The organism is Nocardioides sp. NPDC004968, from assembly GCF_040608935.1.
Classification (GTDB): Bacteria; Actinomycetota; Actinomycetes; order Propionibacteriales; family Nocardioidaceae; genus Nocardioides.
In genome coordinates this window covers 444,685-463,666 of the sequence record NZ_JBEXJF010000001.1, presented here as the reverse complement: position 1 = coordinate 463,666, position 18,982 = coordinate 444,685, and the positions used below count along the sequence as shown (strand labels likewise).

The 18,982-nt window shown below is 70.2% G+C and carries 18 protein-coding genes and 1 tRNA gene; 11 read left to right on the top strand and 8 right to left on the bottom strand.

Features of this window, described 5'->3' with window-relative positions; translation table 11 throughout:
- Positions 1 to 57: 57 nt before the first annotated feature.
- Genes ABZU72_RS02200 through ABZU72_RS02175 form a run of 6 tightly spaced genes read left to right on the top strand, consistent with a single transcriptional unit; the run spans position 58 to position 5,289 of the window.
- Positions 58 to 1,077, top strand: coding sequence for a hypothetical protein (locus ABZU72_RS02200; protein ID WP_355017268.1), 1,020 nt, complete (start codon positions 58 to 60; stop codon positions 1,075 to 1,077).
- Positions 1,077 to 1,355, top strand: coding sequence for a hypothetical protein (locus tag ABZU72_RS02195; RefSeq protein ID WP_355017267.1), 279 nt, complete (start codon positions 1,077 to 1,079; stop codon positions 1,353 to 1,355). Before ABZU72_RS02200 ends, ABZU72_RS02195 begins: the two co-directional genes overlap by 1 nt.
- Positions 1,339 to 2,337 carry a bifunctional DNA primase/polymerase gene (locus tag ABZU72_RS02190; protein ID WP_355017266.1) on the top strand — a complete coding sequence of 333 codons (999 nt, stop codon included), beginning with the start codon at positions 1,339 to 1,341 and terminating at the stop codon, positions 2,335 to 2,337. The genes ABZU72_RS02195 and ABZU72_RS02190 overlap by 17 nt, the downstream gene beginning before the upstream one ends.
- Positions 2,334 to 3,836 (top strand): DUF3631 domain-containing protein, encoded by a 1,503-nt coding sequence (locus ABZU72_RS02185; protein WP_355017265.1) that lies wholly within the window; start codon positions 2,334 to 2,336, stop codon positions 3,834 to 3,836. The genes ABZU72_RS02190 and ABZU72_RS02185 overlap by 4 nt, the downstream gene beginning before the upstream one ends.
- A complete protein-coding gene (locus tag ABZU72_RS02180; protein ID WP_355017264.1) occupies positions 3,833 to 4,063 on the top strand; it encodes a helix-turn-helix domain-containing protein in 231 nt (76 codons plus the stop codon). The genes ABZU72_RS02185 and ABZU72_RS02180 overlap by 4 nt, the downstream gene beginning before the upstream one ends.
- Positions 4,060 to 5,289 carry a site-specific integrase gene (locus ABZU72_RS02175; RefSeq protein WP_355017263.1) on the top strand — a complete coding sequence of 410 codons (1,230 nt, stop codon included), beginning with the start codon at positions 4,060 to 4,062 and terminating at the stop codon, positions 5,287 to 5,289. Before ABZU72_RS02180 ends, ABZU72_RS02175 begins: the two co-directional genes overlap by 4 nt.
- 28 nt (positions 5,290 to 5,317) lie before the next feature.
- Here ABZU72_RS02175 and ABZU72_RS02170 read toward each other — a convergent pair.
- Both ABZU72_RS02170 and ABZU72_RS02165 read right to left on the bottom strand, forming a co-directional pair.
- Positions 5,318 to 5,391, bottom strand: a tRNA-Pro gene (locus ABZU72_RS02170).
- A gap of 61 nt (positions 5,392 to 5,452) precedes the next feature.
- Entirely contained in the window at positions 5,453 to 6,190 is a 738-nt protein-coding gene (locus ABZU72_RS02165; protein WP_355017262.1) for an FCD domain-containing protein, read from the bottom strand.
- Between the two features lie 123 nt (positions 6,191 to 6,313).
- Between ABZU72_RS02165 and ABZU72_RS02160 the strand changes: the two genes are divergently transcribed.
- The 3 genes from ABZU72_RS02160 (at position 6,314) to ABZU72_RS02150 (ending at position 8,874) form a co-directional block, all read left to right on the top strand.
- Positions 6,314 to 6,817 carry a gluconokinase gene (locus ABZU72_RS02160; protein ID WP_355017334.1) on the top strand — a complete coding sequence of 168 codons (504 nt, stop codon included), beginning with the start codon at positions 6,314 to 6,316 and terminating at the stop codon, positions 6,815 to 6,817.
- Entirely contained in the window at positions 6,814 to 8,199 is a 1,386-nt protein-coding gene (locus tag ABZU72_RS02155; protein ID WP_355017261.1) for a gluconate:H+ symporter, read from the top strand. Before ABZU72_RS02160 ends, ABZU72_RS02155 begins: the two co-directional genes overlap by 4 nt.
- An 81-nt stretch (positions 8,200 to 8,280) precedes the next feature.
- Positions 8,281 to 8,874 (top strand): hypothetical protein, encoded by a 594-nt coding sequence (locus ABZU72_RS02150; protein WP_355017260.1) that lies wholly within the window; start codon positions 8,281 to 8,283, stop codon positions 8,872 to 8,874.
- Between the two features lie 47 nt (positions 8,875 to 8,921).
- Here ABZU72_RS02150 and ABZU72_RS02145 read toward each other — a convergent pair whose 3' ends face one another.
- Positions 8,922 to 9,416, bottom strand: coding sequence for a VOC family protein (locus ABZU72_RS02145; protein ID WP_355017259.1), 495 nt, complete (start codon positions 9,414 to 9,416; stop codon positions 8,922 to 8,924).
- Positions 9,417 to 9,530: 114 nt separating this feature from the next.
- Between ABZU72_RS02145 and ABZU72_RS02140 the strand changes: the two genes are divergently transcribed.
- Positions 9,531 to 10,022 (top strand): MarR family transcriptional regulator, encoded by a 492-nt coding sequence (locus tag ABZU72_RS02140; RefSeq protein ID WP_355017258.1) that lies wholly within the window; start codon positions 9,531 to 9,533, stop codon positions 10,020 to 10,022.
- 72 nt (positions 10,023 to 10,094) lie between these two features.
- On the opposite strand, the gene ABZU72_RS02135 is transcribed toward ABZU72_RS02140, so the two are convergent.
- The gene (locus ABZU72_RS02135) at positions 10,095 to 13,886 is read right to left on the bottom strand and encodes a S8 family serine peptidase (RefSeq protein ID WP_355017257.1); all 3,792 of its coding nucleotides are present in this window, start codon (positions 13,884 to 13,886) and stop codon (positions 10,095 to 10,097) included.
- Between the two features lie 116 nt (positions 13,887 to 14,002).
- Here ABZU72_RS02135 and ABZU72_RS02130 point away from each other — a divergent pair, with 116 nt between their 5' ends.
- Complete coding sequence (locus ABZU72_RS02130; RefSeq protein WP_355017256.1) at positions 14,003 to 15,034, top strand: helix-turn-helix domain-containing protein; 1,032 nt, start codon at positions 14,003 to 14,005, stop codon at positions 15,032 to 15,034.
- Here ABZU72_RS02130 and der read toward each other — a convergent pair.
- The 4 genes from der to ABZU72_RS02110 are packed head-to-tail and all read right to left on the bottom strand — an operon-like array spanning position 15,031 to position 18,934.
- Positions 15,031 to 16,416 (bottom strand): ribosome biogenesis GTPase Der, encoded by a 1,386-nt coding sequence (gene der / locus ABZU72_RS02125; protein WP_355017255.1) that lies wholly within the window; start codon positions 16,414 to 16,416, stop codon positions 15,031 to 15,033. The two genes, ABZU72_RS02130 and der, sit on opposite strands and share 4 nt — an antisense overlap.
- Complete coding sequence (locus ABZU72_RS02120) at positions 16,409 to 17,149, bottom strand: lysophospholipid acyltransferase family protein (protein WP_355017254.1); 741 nt, start codon at positions 17,147 to 17,149, stop codon at positions 16,409 to 16,411. The genes der and ABZU72_RS02120 overlap by 8 nt, the downstream gene beginning before the upstream one ends.
- The gene (gene cmk, locus ABZU72_RS02115; RefSeq protein WP_355017253.1) at positions 17,146 to 17,841 is read right to left on the bottom strand and encodes a (d)CMP kinase; all 696 of its coding nucleotides are present in this window, start codon (positions 17,839 to 17,841) and stop codon (positions 17,146 to 17,148) included. Before cmk ends, ABZU72_RS02120 begins: the two co-directional genes overlap by 4 nt.
- A 10-nt stretch (positions 17,842 to 17,851) precedes the next feature.
- Complete coding sequence (locus ABZU72_RS02110; RefSeq protein ID WP_355017252.1) at positions 17,852 to 18,934, bottom strand: prephenate dehydrogenase; 1,083 nt, start codon at positions 18,932 to 18,934, stop codon at positions 17,852 to 17,854.
- Positions 18,935 to 18,982 lie beyond the last annotated feature (48 nt).

Below are 18,982 nucleotides of genomic sequence, written 5' to 3'. Positions count from 1 at the left end.
CCCAAAACACTCATCTGACCAGGCAAGACACCCTTCCAAAGCAGAAAGAGACTGGCCATGAACACCGCTTCCCTTCCCAAGTCCAACCGCCCCTCCGGCCTCGCTGCTGTCGGCTACGGCATGACCGCCGTTGGCTTCGTCCAGGTCGCCGTGACCATCGCTCCCCAGGTCGCCGCGATGATCCCCGCCGCCGGGTCCGCCGCTCCCGCTGTCGGCGTAGCGGTCGCCCTCGCTGCCGATGTCGTGTGGGCTGCGCTGGGTCACACCACGATCCACGCCTACAAGTCCGGCCAGAGGGCCGCCGCGTACGGCTTCGGAGCCGCTACGGCGGTCGCTGTGGCCGTCTCCACGATCCTGCTGGCCGCTGTCGGGCACATGGGCCCGTGGTCCGCGATTCCCGCACTCGCCGCGCTGCTGCTGGTCGCTGACGGGATCCGCGACCAGGTGACCGTCTCGCCCGAGACCGCAGAGTTCATCCGGGCCCGGACCGCTGAGATTCGCGACCAGCGCGCCCTGGCCGCGATCGAGGCACGCCACGCGGCCCACATGGAGACCATCACCGGCTACGGCGAGTCGGCCCGGCTGGCCGCCCGCACTCACGCCCTAGCCGAGATCAAGGTCACCGTCGAGCGCGCCGAGAACCGCGCCGCGACCCGGCTCACCAAGTCGGCCGAGAAGCACGCCGCCGGGGCGATCGCCTACCGCGAGCTGCTCGGTCACCAGTCGGCCGCCACTCCCGACACCACCCCTGACAACGGGGCTGACATCGAGGGTGACACCGACCCCGGCGACCAGCCCCACGCGATCCCCGCTCGGTCTGCCTCTGTCACCCCCAAGCCCGTCCTGACTGTCATCCCCGACACACACGACGACGAGGACGACACCGAGGAGCACACCGGCCTGTGCGCCGTCTGCGACGAGGTGCTGAGCGAGGACGACGGCGACCAGGTCCACGACGCCTGCGCCGCCTCCGAGCTTCGCGCCTACGGGCTGCCGGTGCCCGAGGTCGCCGGGCTGCTGAAGGTCTCCGAGCGAACCGTTCAGCGCTGGACCAATAGCAAGGCTGCGGGTGCCTGATGAGCCGCCGACCCCGCCGCGTACGCCGCCGCTATGTGCAGCGCCGCCCCCACTGGTGGCGCGACCTGATCACCACCCAGCAGCGCCTTGCTATGGCCGCCTGGGAGGCCGACGCCGAAGCCGAATCCCTCGGCTACCCGACCGAGCTCGAGGAATACGCCGCTACCCACCCGCGACCCACCTTGCAGGGCTTCATGGTCGCCAACGCTCGCCCCGACCGCCACGCACCCGACCAGCACGACACCGAGGAAGGACAGACCGATGACACAGCAGCCTGACACCCTCACGACCGCACTGGACTACGCCGCCCGTGGCTGGCGAGTCTTCCCCCTCCTGCCCAGCTCCAAGCGGCCCGCCACCCCCAACCACCGCGCCGCCGACTGCGACGGCACCGACGCCTGGTGCCGCACCGGTCACGCCGGGTGGGAGCAGCGCGCCACCAACCGGCCAGACTGGATCACCCGAGCCTGGTCCAGCAACCCCGCCTACGGAGTCGGGATCGCCTGCGGACCCTCGCGGCTGGTCGTGGTCGACCTCGACACCCACAAGCCCGGCTCCGAGATCCCCGAGCCGTGGAAGACGTTCGAGATCACCACGGGTGAGGACGTGCTCGACCACCTCGCCGGAGTCCACGGGGGCACCATCACCCCGACCTACACCGTGCGGACCGTCTCCGGTGGAACCCACCTCTACTACGCCGCACCGGATACCGCTCGCCGGTTCGCCAACACCGCCGGGAAGGTCGGCTGGCTGATCGACACCCGTGCCCACGGCGGCTACGTCGCCGCACCCCCGACCACCATCGGAACGGGTGCGTACACCATGGTTGACGACCGCCCGCCGGCACCGCTGCCGATGTTCCTGCTCGACCTCCTCAGCCGCGACCAGCGCCCGACGACCAGCACCACCCCGAACGGCTCCCCTAACGCGCCTCAGCGGACCTCTAGCCGTCCGTACCGGGCCGTTGGGTCCGGGGATGCCGTCCACAGCGCCTCGGCCTACGTCGACGCCGTGATCGACGCCGAGACGACCGCGCTCAACGCCGCCCCGGACGGCGGCCGCAACCTCGCCCTGTGGGTCATGGCCACCAACGTCGGCAAGTTGATCAACCGCGGACTGATCACCGAACACGCCGCCCTGGACCGTGTCCTGGCCGCCGCCGCTGGACACATCGCCGCCAACGCCTACGACACCTACCAGGCCGAGGCCACCATCCGATCCGGCTTCCACCGCGCCGCCACCCGCCGAAGCGCCGCATGACCGGCCAACCAGACCAACCCGCACCCGACCCGGAGGAGACCAACATGGACGCCGAGACCAGCACCGATCAAGAGCAGAACGGCAGCAACGCCGCGCTCACCCCGGCCGACTTCGACGCTGACGCCGGAGAGCTGCTGCTCAACGAGGTCCGCGAGGCCCTCGCCCGCTACGTGATCCTGCCCGATGAGCACTCCGCCACCGGGGTCGTGCTCTGGATCGCCGCCACCCACGCCGTGCCCGCCTGGGCCCACGCCGCCCGCCTGGTCATCCGGGCTCCGGAGAAGCGGTGTGGCAAGTCGCGGCTGCTCGACCTGGTCGAGGCGACGTGCCATGACCCGCTGCTCACCGTGAACGCCTCCCCATCGGCGGTGTACCGCTCGATCGGGATGAAGCGGAAGAACCCGCCGACCATCCTGCTGGACGAGGCCGACACCGTGTTCGGGCCCAAGGCCGGAGACAACGAAGACCTGCGCGGGCTGCTCAACGCTGGCCATCAGCGCAATCGGCCCGCTCTCCGGTACAACGCCGCCAACTCCAGCGTGGAGAAGATCCAGACGTTCGCCATGGCCGCGCTGGCCGGGATCGGTGCGATGCCCGACACCATCGAGGACCGCGCCGTCGTCATCCGGATGCGCCGCCGCGCCCCGGGTGAGTCCGTCGCGCCGTACCGAACCCGCCGCGATGGTCCAGCCCTGGACAACCTCCGCCAGCGGCTGAACCAGTGGGTCAGGGCCCACCTCGACCACCTCGGATCCGCCATGCCCGACATGCCAGTCGAGGACCGCGCCGCTGACACCTGGGAACCCCTCCTCGCCGTGGCCGACCTCGCCGGAGGTGCCTGGCCCGACCTCGCCCGGGCCGCCTGCACCACCCTGACCGAGACCCGCGACGCCAACGCCCAACTCAGCATCCAAGCCCGTCTGCTCACTGACTGCCGCGCCGCGTTCGGCACCTCCGACATGTTGGCCACCACCGACCTGCTCGACCACCTCAAAGCGGACCCCGAAGCCCCCTGGGCCACCTACGGCAACACCGGGCTCACCCCGGTGCGACTCGGCGCGCTGCTGCGTGACTTCGACATCACGTCATCGAACCTCCGCCTCGGCAAAGACCGTCAAGCCAAGGGCTACCGCCGCACCGACTTCGCCGACGCCTGGGCTCGCTACTGCCCGCCCGAGGCCCCCAACCCGTCCCAGCCGTCCCAGCCGTCCCAGCCGTCCCAAAGCGATGTTTCCGCAGATCAGAGCCTGTTTATTGCTGGGACGGCTCGCGAAAACCAGCCGTCCCACAGCCGTCCCACCCACACCCAACCCGTCCCAGCCGTCCCACAGCCGTCCCACCCCAAAACCAGACCTGACCAGGCAGAACACCCCGCTGGGACGGCTGGGACGGCTGGGACGGCTCCCCTCCCCCTCACTTGTCGCGCCTGCCATGAACCCATGGCTGTAGACGACGGCACCCACGTCCACCCGACCTGCGACCCGGAGGCCCAGCGATGACGATCGAGCGCACATCAACGACAGCGACGGTGGTCGAGCTGCCCCCGCTGCTGACCACCGAGGAGGTCGCTGAGCACTTCCGCGTGAACCCCTCCACGGTGCGACGCTGGCGGCTCGACGGCGTCGGCCCGTGCTACGTCAAGGTGGGATCCGTCTACCGCTACCCCCAAGCCGCACTTGCCGACTGGCTACACACCAACCTGACCGAGGAGGCCGACGCATCATGAGTGAGCGCAAGTCACCGCCGTTCGGCGTACGCGTGAACCGCGAGGTTAGCGCCCGCGCCACCAAGAGCGGTGCGATTCGCTACCCAGCGCGGGCTCGCTGGACGGACCCGCGCACCGGGAAGCGCGACCAGGTCAAGGACACCTTCGACTCGATCGACGCCGCGAACGAGTGGCTCGACACTCTCGAACAGACCGCCCGGACCGGCGTCGACCGGACGCAAGCACTGGAGGCGTACATCGAGCTGCTGGGCGAGCGCTGGGCCCGCAGCATCGACCCAACGTCGACCTACGACCCATACTCCGCCGGGCTCCGGAAGCGCGTCATCCCCGCGCTGGGACACATCCCCGTCGGGATGATCACCACCGGCCTGATCGACCGCGCGATCGACCACTGGGAGAAGGAGTATGGCTCCTCCACCGTGAAGAACACTGTGGCCGCCCTGGTGCTGATCCTCGATGAGGCCGTGCGAGACAACCTCCTCGACCGCAACCCCGCAAAGAACCGCGCCAGGCGGAAGACGACCGGCCGCACGGAGACGCCGACGGAGGTGATGAACCCACGCGACTTCGCCTTGCCGGATGTCGCGACCCTCGACCGCCTGGTCGACGCGCTCGTCGAGGCCGGAGGTCATCGGTCGTGGGGCGATACGGTGACTGTCCTGGCGACCACCGCCGTACGCATCAGCGAGTGCGCTGGCCTGACGGTGGCGGACATCAACCATGACGACGGGCTGATCTGGGTGAAGCGCCAGACCTACCCCGGGCGCGGCGGTCTGGTCACGAAGGAGACCAAGGGACGCCGGAAGCGGCCGGTACCGATCATCGAGCAACTGCGGCCGACGCTCGAACGGTTGACCGAGGGACGAGAGCCTGAGGACCGCCTCATCGTCGGGCCCCGGGGTGGGGTCATCACCACCGCATCGCTACGCCGGGCAACCGGCTGGGACACCGTGGTCAAGAAACTCGGCCTCGCTGGCCTCGACCGCCACGCCCTGCGACACACTGCCCTGACGTGGATGGCAGACAGCGGCGTCGACCTACACATGTTGCAGCGTGTTGCAGGTCACACAGACCCCGCCGTCACTCAGCGCTACCTGCACCCCGACCACCAGGCTTTGACCGCCGTTGGAGACGCATTTTCGACCTGGTGGGCCCAAAATGGGCCCACGGCCCAGCCGACCGGGAACGTGGTCAACCTCGCAGACAGGCGCAAAAAACGCCCCTGACCCGCGATGCAGGTCAGGGGCGAATCTGTCGGGCTGACAGGATTTGAACCTGCGGCCCCTTGACCCCCAGTCAAGTGCGCTACCAAGCTGCGCCACAGCCCGAAACTGCGAGTGGATTTCTCCGCTCGAAGCGATCCGAACATTACCGCACGGCTTCACGCGCTCACCAATCGGTATCCCCGTCCGGCGGGTCGTCGGCAGAGGCGAGGGCTTCGGCGGCTTCGTCGATGATGGCGCGCATGGCTTGCTCGGCGGCTGCCGGGTCGCCGTTACGTACCGCGATCGCCACCTTCTCGTGCAGCTCGATGGCGGTCGGGTTCGGCTTGTCGGGCATCAGGTGGTGGTGCGTACGTCCGGCGAGGAGCTCGGCGACGAGGTCGCCGAACGCGGCGAGCATGTCGTTGCCGCAGGCGTTGAGCAGGACTCGGTGGAAGGTCGTGTCGGCTTCGAGATAGGCCTCCAGGTCGCCGGCGGCAGCGTGGACCACCATGTCGGCCACGGATCTGGCCAGCTCGCCGTGGTGCTGAGGCTCGGCCCGCTCGGCGGCGAGCCGGGCCGCGATCGGCTCGAACCCGAGCCGCAGCTCGGAGAGCGACAGCAGCTGCTCGCGCCGGCCCTCGCCGTCGAGCCGCCAGCGGATGACCAGCGGGTCGAAGACGTTCCACTTCTGCCGCGGGAGGACGGTGATGCCGACACGTCGCCGGGTGGCGACCATGCCCATCGCCTGGAGAACGCGCACCGACTCCCGTGCGACCGGGCGCGAGACGTCGTACGTCGCCTGGATCCCCTCCAGCGTGAGGACGGCCCCTGGCGGCAGCTCGGCGGAGACGATCCTGCGTCCGAGCGCGTCTCGGACGCTCTGGTGCAGTCGATGTACGGCATCACCGCTGGAAGTCGTCACTGCGGCATCGTCGCACAATCCGAACGCGACGTAATCAGAATCCTTTATGACGCCCCGCCTTGCCAAACGGATGCCTTTTAGTGCAGCCTGTGACGCGTGACACAGAACCCCCTCCTCGTCGTCATGGGAGTATCCGGCTCCGGCAAGTCGACCGTCGGCGCTGCGATCGCCCAGCGCCTCCGGGTCCCCTTCGCCGACGCCGACGACTTCCACCCGCCGGAGAACATCGCGAAGATGGCCTCCGGTCGCGCGTTGAACGACCACGACCGGAAACCCTGGCTGGAGACGCTCGGCGGCTGGCTCGCTGAGCACGAGCAGACCGGCGCAGTGCTGAGCTGCTCGGCGCTCAAGCGCAGCTACCGCGATCTGCTCCACAGCCGCGCCCACGGACTCCGGCTGCTCCACCTCAGCGGCACCCCGGAGGTGGTCGAGGCACGCCTCGCCGCCCGCGCGGGGCACTTCATGCCGCCGTCGCTGCTGCGCTCGCAGTTCGCGACCCTCGAGCCTCTCGCTCCGGACGAGCGGGGCACGACCATCGACATCGACCAGGACATCGACGCGATCGTCGACCGCTACCTCACCACCGAGAACCTGACCCCCACCATGATCTCCAAGGAGTCGGCATGATCCTCCTCGCCGCGCCAGAACCGGTCGCCCCGGTCGCCTCCGGCGGCGTACTCCTCGCCGCCGCGCTGGCCTCCATCGCCCTGATCGTCGTCCTCATCACCTACGTGAAGCTGCACCCGTTCCTCGCGCTCCTGCTCGGCGGCGTCGCGGTCGGTGTGCTGGCGGGACGCAACGTGATGGACGTGATCACCTCCTTCGGTGAAGGCTTCGGCGCGACCGCGACCAGCGTCGGCCTGCTGATCGCGCTGGGCGCGATGTTCGCCAAGCTCCTCTCCGACTCCGGCGGTGCCGACCAGATCGTCGACACGATCGTGGGCAGGTCCTCGGTTCGTACGCTGCCTTGGGCGATGGCGCTCGTCGGCGCGATCATCGGCCTGCCGATGTTCTTCGAGATCGGCCTCGTGCTTCTGATGCCGGTCATCTACCTGGTCGCCCGTCGTGCGCAGGTCTCGCTGATCACCGTCGGCATCCCCACCCTTGCGGGCCTCTCGGCCATGCACGGCCTGGTGCCGCCGCACCCGGGTCCGCTCGCCGCGATCGACGCGCTCCAGGCCGACCTCGGCACGACGCTCGCGCTCGGCGTACTCGTCGCGATCCCGGTCATCGTCGTCAGCGGCCCGCTGTTCGGCAAGCTCGCGGGACGCTGGGTGGTCGTGGACGCACCGCACACCTTCGACGCCACTCCGGTGAGCAACCCCGAAGGCGACGCCCGGCGCCCCTCCTTCGGCGTCACCCTGTTCAGCGTCCTGCTGCCGCTCGTGCTGATGCTCGCCAAGGCGATCGTCGACATCGTCATCAACGACCCCGAGAACAATGTCCAGCAGGTCTTCGACGTGATCGGCTACCCGCTCGTCGCGCTGACCATCGCGGTCCTCGTCGCCATGTTCACGCTCGGGCGCGGGTCCGGGATGGACCGCCGCCAGATCGCCAAGACGGTAGAGATGTCGCTGCCGCCGATCGCGGGCATCGTGCTCATCGTCGCCGCCGGTGGCGGGTTCAAGCAGTCGCTGATCGACACCGGCATCGGCACTCAGCTCGCCGACTGGGCTCAGGGCTCCGGGGTGTCCGCGATCGTGCTGGCCTGGGTGCTCGCGGTCCTCATCCGCCTCGCCACCGGCTCCGCCACCGTTGCCACGATCACCGCCTCGTCTCTGGTGGTCGACCTCGTCGCCAACATGCCTGCCGCCGAGGTCTCGCTCGTCGTGCTCGCGGTCGGCGCCGGCTCGGTGTTCTTCTCCCACGTCAACGACGCCGGGTTCTGGCTGGTCAAGGAGTACTTCGGCCTCGACGTCGGCCAGACGATCAAGTCCTGGTCGCTGATGGAGACGGTGCTCTCCGTGTCCGGTCTGGTGTTCGTACTGGCACTCAGCATGGTGATCTGACACCCGCCCTCACGAAACTGTCGGTGCTGTCCGACAGAATCACTCCTGACACATGGATCACACCCACCACAGGAGCTCACCGTGTCGGACTTCCCCCTTGCTGACAACACAGCCCCGGGCAACACAGCCCCATCCAACACAGCACCAGCCAGCAAGCTCGACCCGATCTCCCGCAAGGGCACCCCGGCCCATCGCACGAAATCCAAGCGGGAGGGCGCCGGGCGGCGCCAGGGGATGCCGGTGCAGGCGATCAGCCTCTCCGTGCCGGCATCCCTGGCGGCGCAGTGGAAGACCTACAGCCAGGAGGTCCCGCGCTCGCTCGTCGACGTCATGCTCGACGCCGTCGCGGCGACCCGCCCCCGGCTGCCGGTCCTCCTGCGCGCCCACCAGGCAGCGCTGCGCGAGAAGACCAGGCCCGTCTCCGACGGCACCTTCATGCGCACCGTGCCTCAGCCGAAACGGCTCGAGGACCCGTACGTCACGATGCCCCTGCGTCTGCTGGCGACGAATGTCGACGTGCTGGACGCCATGGTCCACGAGATGGCCGCGGAGTCCCGCTCGCAGCTGGTCGTCGTGGCGCTGACGGCGTGGCTGGCCGACCGGCGGGCCGAGGAGCAGGTCTACGCCGAGCAGCTCGAGCTCGAGGTGCCAGAGGACCCGTTCGACCGTCCCTGAGCGCGGCCGGGACGGGCCGAGACGACCCGTCCCGACTGCGCCTCGTCTCAGAGCACCTTGGTGCCGTACATCTCCCCCAGCGGGTCGGCGAGGAGCTCGAGCCGCTCGCCGTCGGGCCCCATGAAGTAGATCGACGACTTGGACTCGACCATGTAGTCGACGCCCGCCACGTCGAGCTTCGCGCGCAGGTAGTCCCAGTTCTCAGGCGTCACCGAGATCGCGATGTGGTGCAGCCCGCCGAGCACCTCGGCGTACGGGCCCAGGTCGAGCCCGGGAAGCGTGAAGAAGGCCAGCAGGTTGCCCGCCCCGACGTCGAAGAAGAAGTGGTCGGAACCGGCGTAGTCGCGGTTCTCGAAGATCTCGGTCAGCGGGAACTCCAAGAGCCCCTGGTAGAAGTCGATCGACCTGCGTACGTCCGAGGAGAGCAGCGCGGTGTGGTGGATCCCGCGAGCCGTGCTGGCCGGGCGGAGGCCCTCCTCGCGGAGATACTCCTTCTTGATCCGCTCACGGTCCTTCGTGATGAAGTCCATGTCGATGCTCATCGTGCTCTCCTCATGCCATGACGTCTCGGATCCAGTCTAGTTTCTGCGTCAACAGTTGCCGGAGGCGGGCGGCGGTGCTGAAAGCGCAAGCTACGACTCGGTAAGGTGTGCCTTATGGATGAGGTCAAGTGGCTCAGTAACGACGAACAGGTGGCGTGGCGTGCCTGGCTCGCCGTCAACGCACAGCTCACCTCGCGGATGAACCGCGACCTCCAGTCCAAGAACGGCCTCTCCCTCGCTGACTACGACGTCCTGGTCAACCTGACCGACGTCCCCGACCGCTCGCTGCGGATGTACGAGCTCGGTGACAAGCTGCAGTGGGAGAAGAGCCGGCTCTCGCGCCAGGTGATGCGGATGGCCGCGCGCGGCCTCGTCGAGCGCCGCGAGTGCCTCGATGACCGGCGTGGTGCCTTCGTCGACCTCACCCCGGCGGGACTGGAGGCCATCGAGGCCGCCGCTCCCGAGCACGTGAGGCTGATCCGCCACGTCATGTTCGACGCGTTCACCGCCGAGGAGGTCGCCGCCCTGACCAAGCTCTACCAGGGCGTGCTGGAGCGTCTCGAGGTCAAGCCCCCGTCGGTCGCCGCGGACGGCTCCGCCGCCTGAGCCCGGTCCGAAGACGTACGTCAGGCCCGCAGGTCACCACCGGTGACCTGCGGGCCTGACCTTTGTGGGCCGCTAGCGCTTGGCCCCGAAGGCCGAGACGACCTTCTGGGTCACCGTGTTGCCGGCGTCGTCCCGGGCGGTGGCCCGGAGCGAGACCAGGTCCGCGCCGCGGGCCGGGATCCGCAGGCGCGTCTCCCAACGGTCACCGTCCTTGCGCAGCTTCACCGCGGTCCAGGTCGAGCCGCCGTCGTAGCTGACCTCCAGCGTCGCCGCCTTCACCGAGCCGGCGCGCTCGGCGCCCGGCACCGTGTAGGGCACCACCGCGAACGGGACCTCGGCACCGGCGCGCACCGTGCCGTCCAGCGCCGTGTCCACGTCGTAGTCGAGCTGGAGCAGGGGCAACGGCGTACCGACCTCACCGGACGGGACCGGATCCGCCTGGTCGGCCACGAACGTCCAGGACGTACGGGTGCTGGTCGAGTAGCGGTGGGCATCGCCTGCCGCGTCGGTGTCGATCTCGAACCGGTACGTCTGCGGGCCCTCGGCTACAGGGACAGCGGTCTGAACCGCGTGGCTGATGCTCTCCCGCACCAAGGTGTCGCCCTGGAAGAGACGCGAGGTCACCGGGGTCTCGCCCCACGGGAACCCACCGGTGATCCCGGCCGCCCCGCTGGAGTCGGGGACGTTGACCGCGAACCAGTCGCCACTGTGTCGGGGACCCCAGTAGCCGTCGCCCGTACGGGGCGCGGTCACCGGAGCGAACCAGTTGCGCACCGTGGTGCTGCGCGGCTCGTACGCCTGACGCACGCCCCGCTGCCCCCAAGTGCTCTCGTGATCCACGTTCTCGTACCAGGTGACGCCGTCGTAGGTGGAGACGTAGTCGGTCCGGACGGTCGCCGTGGGCTGCAGCGCCCGGACGCTGAGGCACGGCGGCCACTGGTAGTCGCGGCAGTCGGCGCGGTCGTCGACGGCGAGCCGCTCCTGGGTGTCGTTGTAGCGGCTCTCCACGGTGGCGAGCTGCCGGGTGGTCGGCGCCAGCGCGAGCTCGGCCGGGATCTCACCGGGCCAGCTCTTGGAGATGTCGTAGAGGTAGTTCGGGAACTCGACGGCCTTGCCCTCGAGGCTCAACCTGCCCTTCGCGGCGGCCGCGACGAGCTTCTCGCCCTGGGCCGAGCGCACCGAGACTACGGGCAGGTCCTCCTGGGTGACGAAGTCGACCAGCGGGCCGGGACGGTCGTTCACGACCACCAGCAGCGCGGCACCGGCAGCCTGCGCAGCGGCCTCCCGCGCCTCGGCGGTGACGGCGTCATCCCTGGTCACGATCACGGCCCGACCCTTGGCGTCGACGTCCTCGTAGTCGGCGGACGTGCCCTTTCCGGCCGCGACGGCCCGCAGTGACACCCGGCCGTCGAGCCTGGACGAGCCGAGCTGGTAGACCGGGTCGAACGCGAGCGCCCGCGAGCTCCGCGCCGTCACGTCGAGTGCCGGCTCGGTGGCCCGCCAGCGTACAGCGAAGTCGAACTCGGCGCTGTCGACGGGACCGGTGGCCTCGGCGTAGATCGAGTCGACGTCGACCGGGACGGCGTAGGTCGCGCCGAAGGTCGCGTAGAGACCGCCGATGCCGGAGTCGTTGAAGAACTGGAACCGGCGGAAGGCGACGTCGCTGTCCTTGGGCGTCTTCAGGGTGAGCTCGTCGGCGTCGCGCGCGTCGAGCACCAGGGACTGGTCCTTGTCGGTGACGACGACCTGCGGGTCGCCGACCAGCGCGACACCGGTCGAGCCGGGTCCCTGGGAGCCGGCGACGTCGAGGAACGCCGTGGCCGAGTACGTGCCGGGCTGCAGGCGCTGGGTCGGCACCGTGCCCGTGGCCGAGTCGATTGGCAGGCTGCTGACGAACTGGTCGCCGTAGCGGTAGAAGTCGACGTAGCCCGTCGCGGGCTCGCCGGACCGGTCGAGCGCGGTGATGTCGAGGCCGTAGCGCTCCTCCTCCTTGACCAGCGCGGTCGCGGTGCGCACGGTGATCTCGCCGGAGGTGGCGACGACGGCACCGCTGTACTTACCGGTGAGGGCGGCGTCATCGGCGTCGGCCGTGATCGTCACCTCGGCGCTTCCACCGGCAGGGACCACGACCTCCTCGGCCGAGAGCGAGACGAGGTCGCTCGCCTTGCCGTCGGGCCCGACGACGTCGGTGCTCAGCGCGAGGGTCACGTCGGCGTCCGTGGAGTTGGTGTAGGTGACGGTCTCGCTGACGGGCTCGTCGCCGTCGTGCGGCCAGCCGTAGAAACCGAGGAACCCGTCGCCGGAGCCGTCCACGCCGTCGAGAGCGGCGGGTACGTCGAGGCGGCCGGTGCCGACCTCGTACGCCGGTGCGTCGATGTCCGCGGCCGAGGAGACCAGGGCGTTCTTGAGCTGCTCACCGGTGAGGTCGGGGTGGGCGCCCTTGAGGATCGCGGCGGCTCCCGCGACGTGCGGGGTGGCCATCGAGGTGCCGTTCATCGAGGTATACCAGCCCTCGCCGGACGCCTGCTGGGAGCGAGCCGCGACGATACCGACGCCGGGGGCGGTCAGGTCGGGCTTGATCGCGTGGTCGCCGACCCGCGGACCGTAGCTGGAGAAGTCGGCGCGTACGTCACCGTCGTCCACCGCACCGACAGTGAGGGCGGCGTCCGCGGTGCCGGGGCTACCGAGCGATCCTTCGGCGTAGCTGTTGCCGGCGGCGACGACGAACAGGGCGCCCGTCTGCTCGCTCAGCGCGTTGAGCGCCTGCGCCATCGGGTCGGTGCCGTCGTTGAGGCTGGAGTCGCCGAGGCTCATGGAGACGATGTCGGCGTTCGCGGCACCCCACTCCATGCCGGCGATGATCCAGGAGTCCTGGCCGTACCCGGCGTTGTCGAGGACCTTGCCGACCATCAGGTCGGCGCCGGGGGCGACGCCCTTGTAGGAACCCTCGCTGGCCGAGCCGGTGCCCAGGACGGTCGAGGCCACGTGGGTGCCGTGACCGTGCGCGTCGCTGGTGGCCTCCTCCCCCGGGACGAACGACTGCGCCCCGTCGACCTGGTCGGCGACGTCGGGGTGGGTGGCGTCGATGCCGGTGTCGAGGACCGCGACGGTCGCACCCTTGCCCTCGAAGCCCGCGGCCCACGCCTCGGGCGCACCGATCTGCGCGGTACTGCGGTCCAGGGTCGTCTCGGCCTTGCCGTCGAGCCAGATCTTCTCGACGCCGCCGCCGAGCTTCCCGGCCGCACCGGCGGCGCGAGCGGACGCCCCGCCGTCGGTGGCCACGGCCGACCAGAACGCGGACGACTTCTTCTTGTTCACCGCGACGGCGTCGGCGTCGATGCTCGGCAGGTCGAGCGTACGCTCGGCACCCGGCAGCTTCGCCGCCTTGGCGCGGGTCGAGGCCTGCTCCAGGATCAGCGGAGTGGCCTCGACCGTCTCGTCGTCGTAGCGCATCTCGAGGAGCGCGGTGACGTCGAACAGCCGGCGGTCGAGAGTGCCCGCGGCCAGGTAGGGCTTGGCAGCGGTGGGGATGGCGTAGAGGTGGTCGCCCACCTGCTGTGTCTCGATGGCAGCGCCGGCGGGGTCGAACCCGAGCGTCAGGACGCCGTCGTCGGTCGCGGTCACGTCGATGACGTCGCCGGTCACGAGGGTGATCGTGGTCCGTCCGTCGTCGAGGGCGGGCGTACGTGGTGCCGTGCCGGCCGTGGTGCTGCCGGCATCGGTCTGGGGGCCCTCAGGCGTGGGGTCGGTGCCTGGGGTCGCATGCGCGCTGGTGGCCATGGTCGCGACCAGGGCGGTCGCCGCAGCAGCTGCCGCGACGGCCTTGGTAGCGGCCGACAGGCCAGAGGTGGTTGGGGGTCTCATGGGGATGGACCCTGTCAATGGGGCGCGACAGGCGACAAGAGCGTTGTCGTGGCGGTTTTACGGCATGGCGAGACTCCGTCAGCGCTGGAACGCCCCCGGTCTGTCGCAGAAGTGCCATGCTCGGCGACGTGCTCGGTCTGACCCCTGATGAGACCCTCGCCTACGGCGAGCTCATCGCCATGCCCTCCGCCACCGCCGCCGAGTTCGCGGCTGCCCTCAGCGCCTTCGGCACCTCCCCGGGAGAGGCTCATCTGCTGCTGCGCCGCCTCGAGGAGCACGGCCTGGCCGCCCGGATCACCGGCGACGAGCGGCGCTTCGCCGCGGCACCGCCCGCGATCGCGCTCGGCGCGCTGCTCGCCCGGCAGCAGGACGAGGTGCGGCATGCCGAGATCGAGCTCAGCCGGCTCGACGAGGCCTATCGCGTGGCCGCCGCCGGCCGTGGCCCCACGGACGTGGTCGACGTCATCCACGGCGAGGATGCCGTCCGGCACCGGTTCGAGCAGGTCCAGCTCGGCGCGCGCGAGCGCGTCTACGCGTTCGTCCGCCCGCCGGTGATCGTGACCTCCAGCCAGGAGAACTCCGCCGAGAACAAGGCCGTCGCCCGCGGCGTGCTCTACCGCGTCGTCGTGGAACGCAGCATGCTGGAGAGCCACGACGTGACCGTCGACGAGGCGATCGAGGCGACCGACGCGGGCGAGGAGGTCCGGTTCGCCGATCAGGTGCCGCTCAAGCTCATCATCGTGGACCGGCGCCTCGCCCTGATGCCGCTGACCTCCTCGGGCGACGTCGTCGGTGCGCTGCTGGTCCGGGAGAGCACCCTGCTCGACGCGCTGATCGCCCTCTTCGAGAACGTGTGGGACCAGGCGACACCGATGCTGGTCGGCACCTCAGGGCTCACCGGCGACGTCGCTCAGCAGGTCGATGACGAGGACGCGCAGGTCCTCGGGCTGCTGCTCGCGGGGCTCACCGACCAGGCCGTCGCCAAACAGCTCGGTACGTCGCTGCGCACCGTGCAGCGAAGGGTGCGGGCGCTGCTCGACCTGGCCGGCGTGGAGACCCGGATGCAGCTCGGCTGGCACGCCGCGAACAACGGCTGGGTCCAGGCAGGGGCGGACGGTCAGCTGACGCCCGCCCCGCCTGAGGACTAGCGCTTGCGCTTCTCCCGAACCCGCTGCTGGAGCACGATCGGGGTGCCGACGAAGCCGAACTCCTCACGCAGGCGACGCTCGATGAAGCGCTCGTAGGAGGCCTCGAGCTTGCCGCTGGTGAAGAGCACGAACGTCGGCGGCGCGGTCGAGGGCTGGGTGCCGAAGAGGATCTTCGGCTGCTTGCCGGACCGGACCGGGTGCGGGTGCTCGGCGACGAGGCGGCCGAGGAACGAGTTGAGCGCGCCGGTGCCGATCCGCGTCTCCCAGCCCTCGAGCGCCTTGTCGAGAGCCGGGACCAGGCGGTCGACGTGCCAGCCGGTGCGGGCGGTGACGTTGATCCGCGGGGCCCACTGCACCTGGACGAGATCGCGCTCGATCTCGCGGTCGAGCTGCCAGCGACGGTCCTCGTCGACGAGGTCCCACTTGTTGAACGCGATCACCAGCGCCCGGCCGGCCTCGCGGACGGTCTGCAGGATGCGGATGTCCTGCTCGGAGATCTTCTCGCCACCGTCGAGGACGAGCACGGCCACCTCGGCACGATCGATGGCGGTCGTGGTGCGCAGGGAGGCGTAGTACTCGTGGCCCGAGGCCTCCTTGACCCGCTTGCGGATTCCGGCGGTGTCGATGAAGCGCCACTCGCGGCCGCCGAGCTCGATCAGCTCGTCGACCGGGTCGACGGTGGTGCCGGCGACGTTGTCGACGACCGCCCGCTCCTCCTTGGCCAGCTTGTTCAGCAGGCTCGACTTGCCGACGTTGGGCTTGCCGACCAGGGCGATCCGACGCGGGCCACCGATCTCGGTGCCCTCGGGAAGCGGCGGCGGGTCGGGGAGCACCGCGAGGATCGCGTCGAGCATGTCACCCGAGCCGCGGCCGTGCAGCGCGGAGACCGGCCAGGGCTCACCGAGCCCGAGGTTCCACAGCGCGGCGGCCTCGGCCTCGGTGCGCATGTCGTCGACCTTGTTGGCCGCCAGGACGACCGGCTTGCCGGACTTGCGCAGGATGCGTACGACTGCCTCGTCGGAGTCGGTGATGCCGACGGTCGCGTCGACGACGAAGAGGACGGCGTCGGCCAGGGAGACCGCGATCTCGGCCTGGGCGGCGATCCGCTCGGCCAGGCCCTGGGCGTCGGGGTCCCAGCCCCCGGTGTCGACCAGCGTGAACGCCTTGCCGTTCCAGTCGGCGTCGTAGGAGACGCGGTCGCGGGTCACGCCGGGGACGTCCTGGACGACGGCCTCGCGACGACCGATGATCCGGTTGACCAGGGTCGACTTCCCGACGTTCGGGCGGCCGACGACCGCCAGCACCGGCAGCGGGCCGGTCGGGGTCTCGTCGGTCTCGGTCAAGTTCCGTACGTCCTCATACGAAACGTCGGGGTCAGTCATTGTTCTCCTCGCTAGGTAGCGGACCGGGCAGTTCGCGACCGGTCAACGCCAAGGCATGGTCCTGTTGGACCTGCATGTGCTTCTGGATCAAACCCGAGACAAGCCCGACTTGTTCCCTCGTACGCGGCCAGCCTACGCGCTCGACGGCGAAAGGCTCGCCATAGACGATGTCGATGCGCGCACCCTTGTGCGGCAACGACGAGATGCCACCGCCCGGCTCGCGGCTGCCGAGCATCGTCACGGGCACCACGACAGCACCGGAGGCGAGGGCGAAATAGGCCGCTCCGCGGTTGAACCGCACCAGGTCGCCCGCGCCGCGGGTGCCCTCGGGGTAGATCCCCATCGCGTTGCCCTCACGCAGCACTCGCAACGCCAGCTTCACCGCAGCCGGGTCGCTGCCGAACCGGTACAGCGGGATCTGGCCCGCCCAGCGCAGGAACGGACCGAGGAACCAGTGCTCGAACATCTCCGACTTGGTCAGCGCATGCACCGGACGTGGCGTGAAGATCGCCAGCAGCGGACCGTCGATGATGCCGACGTGGTTCGAGGCGAAGACCACCGGCCCCGTCTCCGGGATGTTGGCCGTCTCGTGCAGCCGGACGTCGAAGCGGCGCCGGATCAGCCACCGCGCGTAGACGTTGATGTGATACAGCGCCCACCGGCTTGGATGCGGGACCTCATCCAAGGAGGGGAGCTCGGTGCGGGGCGTACCCGCGTGCGGGCTCGCGCTCACTCCCCCGCCTTCTGAGCGAGGTCGACGACGAGGTCGATGACCTCCTCCAGCGTGTAGGGCGTCGTGTCGAGGTGGGTGGCGCCGTCCGGCACCGCCGCACCGCCCTTCGTGGAGTCGATCCTGTCGCGGTTCTCCAGCGACGCACGGACGGCCTCCGCGTCGGTGCCGCCCTCCTCGGCCGCGCGGCGCGCGGCGCGGGCGGCGGGGTCGGCGGTGACGTACAGCTTCAGGTCGGCCTGAGGCCAGACCGCGGTGCCGATGTCGCGACCCTCGACCACGATGCCGGAGCCGGCGGTGAGCGCTTCCCGGATCTCCTGCTGCTGGAGCGCGATCAGCCGGGCGCGGACCTCGGGGACGGTGGCGACCGGGGAGACCGCCGCGTTGACGCGGTCGCTGCGGATCTCGACAGAGACGTCGGACCCGTCGAGGGCGATCGTCGGTCCGAGCGGGTCGGTGCCGGAGGTGATCACCGGCTTGCCGGCCGCTGCGGCGACCGCGTCCGCGTCGTGCACGTCGATGTCGTTGCTGAGCATCCACCAGGTCATCGCGCGGTACATCGCACCGGTGTCGAGGAAGCGCATGCCCAGGCGGTCGGCGACCCCGCGGGAGGTGCTCGACTTTCCGGAGCCGGAGGTGCCGTCGACGGCGATGACGATGCTTGCGGGGACAGTGGTGGGATTGCTGCTGCTCACGGGCGGGAGCCTACCGGTGAGCGACCCAACCCCGAGACTCCAGAACCGCCTGCATCCGGTCGGCCGCGTCGTCGGCCACGATCAGCTCCATGACACCGACCGGGCGGCCGGGGTCGTGGTCGATGCGTACGTCCTCGATGTTGACGCCGCTCTCCCCCGCGTCGGCGAAGAGACGGGCCAGGTTGCCGGGCTCGTCGGGCACCGTGACGTAGATGGTCGCCTGCGCGGTCTGCGGCCGGCCGTGCTTGCCGGGGATCGCTCTGGTCCCGGCCTGACCTTCTTTGAGCAGTACGTCCAGGGCGGCCGCGTCACCGGTGCCGACCGCCGCGATCATCTCGTCGAGCTGGGTGCGCACCTCGGTCAGCAGGTCGGTCACCGCGCGAGCGTTGCCGGCCACGATCTGGCCGTAGAGGCCGGGGTCACCGGCGGCGACGCGGGTCACGTCGCGTACGCCCTGGCCGCTGAGGCCGAGGTGTCCCTCCGGTGCCACCGCGAGGCGGCCGGCCACCAGGGCGGCCATCAGGTGCGGCACGTGCGAGGTGCGGGCGACGGCCTGGTCGTGGTCGTCGGGGCTGAGGGTGAGCGAAACGGCGCCGCACAGCGTGGCGAGCTCGCCGACGAGCTCGGTCGCCTCGGGGTCGGCCTCCGCGTGCGGCGTGACCGCCCAGGGCCGCCCCTCGAACAGCGTCGCGGTCGCGGCCAGCGGCCCGGAGCGCTCGCTGCCGGCCATCGGGTGCCCACCCACGTAGCGTCGTACGTCGCCGGGGCTGTGCTCACGGACGTAGGCCAGCGGCGAGGCCTTCACGCTGCCGACGTCGGTCACGACGGCGTCGGGGCTGTCGGCGAGCGCTCGGGTGATCACCTCGCCGAGGTGTGCCGGCGGGACCGCGACCACGATCAGCTGCGGCGTGTCGCCGGGCTTGCGGCGGCGGCCGGCGCCGAGGCCGGTCGCGGTGCGCACGTGGCTGGCGACCGAGTCGCTCAGCAGCACCTCGAGGCCGGCGGAAGCGCAGGCGAGCGCGACCGAGGTGCCGAGCAGGCCGACACCGACGATCTCGACCGGCCCGGTCAGCGCTCCCCCGGTTTCACCCATGTCCCCAAGGCTAAAGGGTCGACGCTGCCGAACCCTCTTCGTCTCAGC

What these genes read in the sequence shown, in the direction of transcription:
- ABZU72_RS02200 (WP_355017268.1), top strand. Translation starts at nt 58, where the DNA reads ATGAACACCGCTTCCCTTCCCAAGTCCAACCGCCCCTCCGGCCTCGCT.
- ABZU72_RS02195 (WP_355017267.1), top strand. Translation starts at nt 1,077, where the DNA reads ATGAGCCGCCGACCCCGCCGCGTACGCCGCCGCTATGTGCAGCGCCGC.
- ABZU72_RS02190 (WP_355017266.1), top strand. Translation starts at nt 1,339, where the DNA reads ATGACACAGCAGCCTGACACCCTCACGACCGCACTGGACTACGCCGCC.
- ABZU72_RS02185 (WP_355017265.1), top strand. Translation starts at nt 2,334, where the DNA reads ATGACCGGCCAACCAGACCAACCCGCACCCGACCCGGAGGAGACCAAC.
- ABZU72_RS02180 (WP_355017264.1), top strand. Translation starts at nt 3,833, where the DNA reads ATGACGATCGAGCGCACATCAACGACAGCGACGGTGGTCGAGCTGCCC.
- ABZU72_RS02175 (WP_355017263.1), top strand. Translation starts at nt 4,060, where the DNA reads ATGAGTGAGCGCAAGTCACCGCCGTTCGGCGTACGCGTGAACCGCGAG.
- ABZU72_RS02160 (WP_355017334.1), top strand. Translation starts at nt 6,314, where the DNA reads ATGGGAGTATCCGGCTCCGGCAAGTCGACCGTCGGCGCTGCGATCGCC.
- ABZU72_RS02155 (WP_355017261.1), top strand. Translation starts at nt 6,814, where the DNA reads ATGATCCTCCTCGCCGCGCCAGAACCGGTCGCCCCGGTCGCCTCCGGC.
- ABZU72_RS02145 (WP_355017259.1), bottom strand. Translation starts at nt 9,416, where the DNA reads ATGAGCATCGACATGGACTTCATCACGAAGGACCGTGAGCGGATCAAG.
- ABZU72_RS02140 (WP_355017258.1), top strand. Translation starts at nt 9,531, where the DNA reads ATGGATGAGGTCAAGTGGCTCAGTAACGACGAACAGGTGGCGTGGCGT.
- ABZU72_RS02135 (WP_355017257.1), bottom strand. Translation starts at nt 13,886, where the DNA reads ATGAGACCCCCAACCACCTCTGGCCTGTCGGCCGCTACCAAGGCCGTC.
- ABZU72_RS02130 (WP_355017256.1), top strand. Translation starts at nt 14,003, where the DNA reads ATGCTCGGCGACGTGCTCGGTCTGACCCCTGATGAGACCCTCGCCTAC.
- der (WP_355017255.1), bottom strand. Translation starts at nt 16,416, where the DNA reads ATGACTGACCCCGACGTTTCGTATGAGGACGTACGGAACTTGACCGAG.
- ABZU72_RS02110 (WP_355017252.1), bottom strand. Translation starts at nt 18,934, where the DNA reads ATGGGTGAAACCGGGGGAGCGCTGACCGGGCCGGTCGAGATCGTCGGT.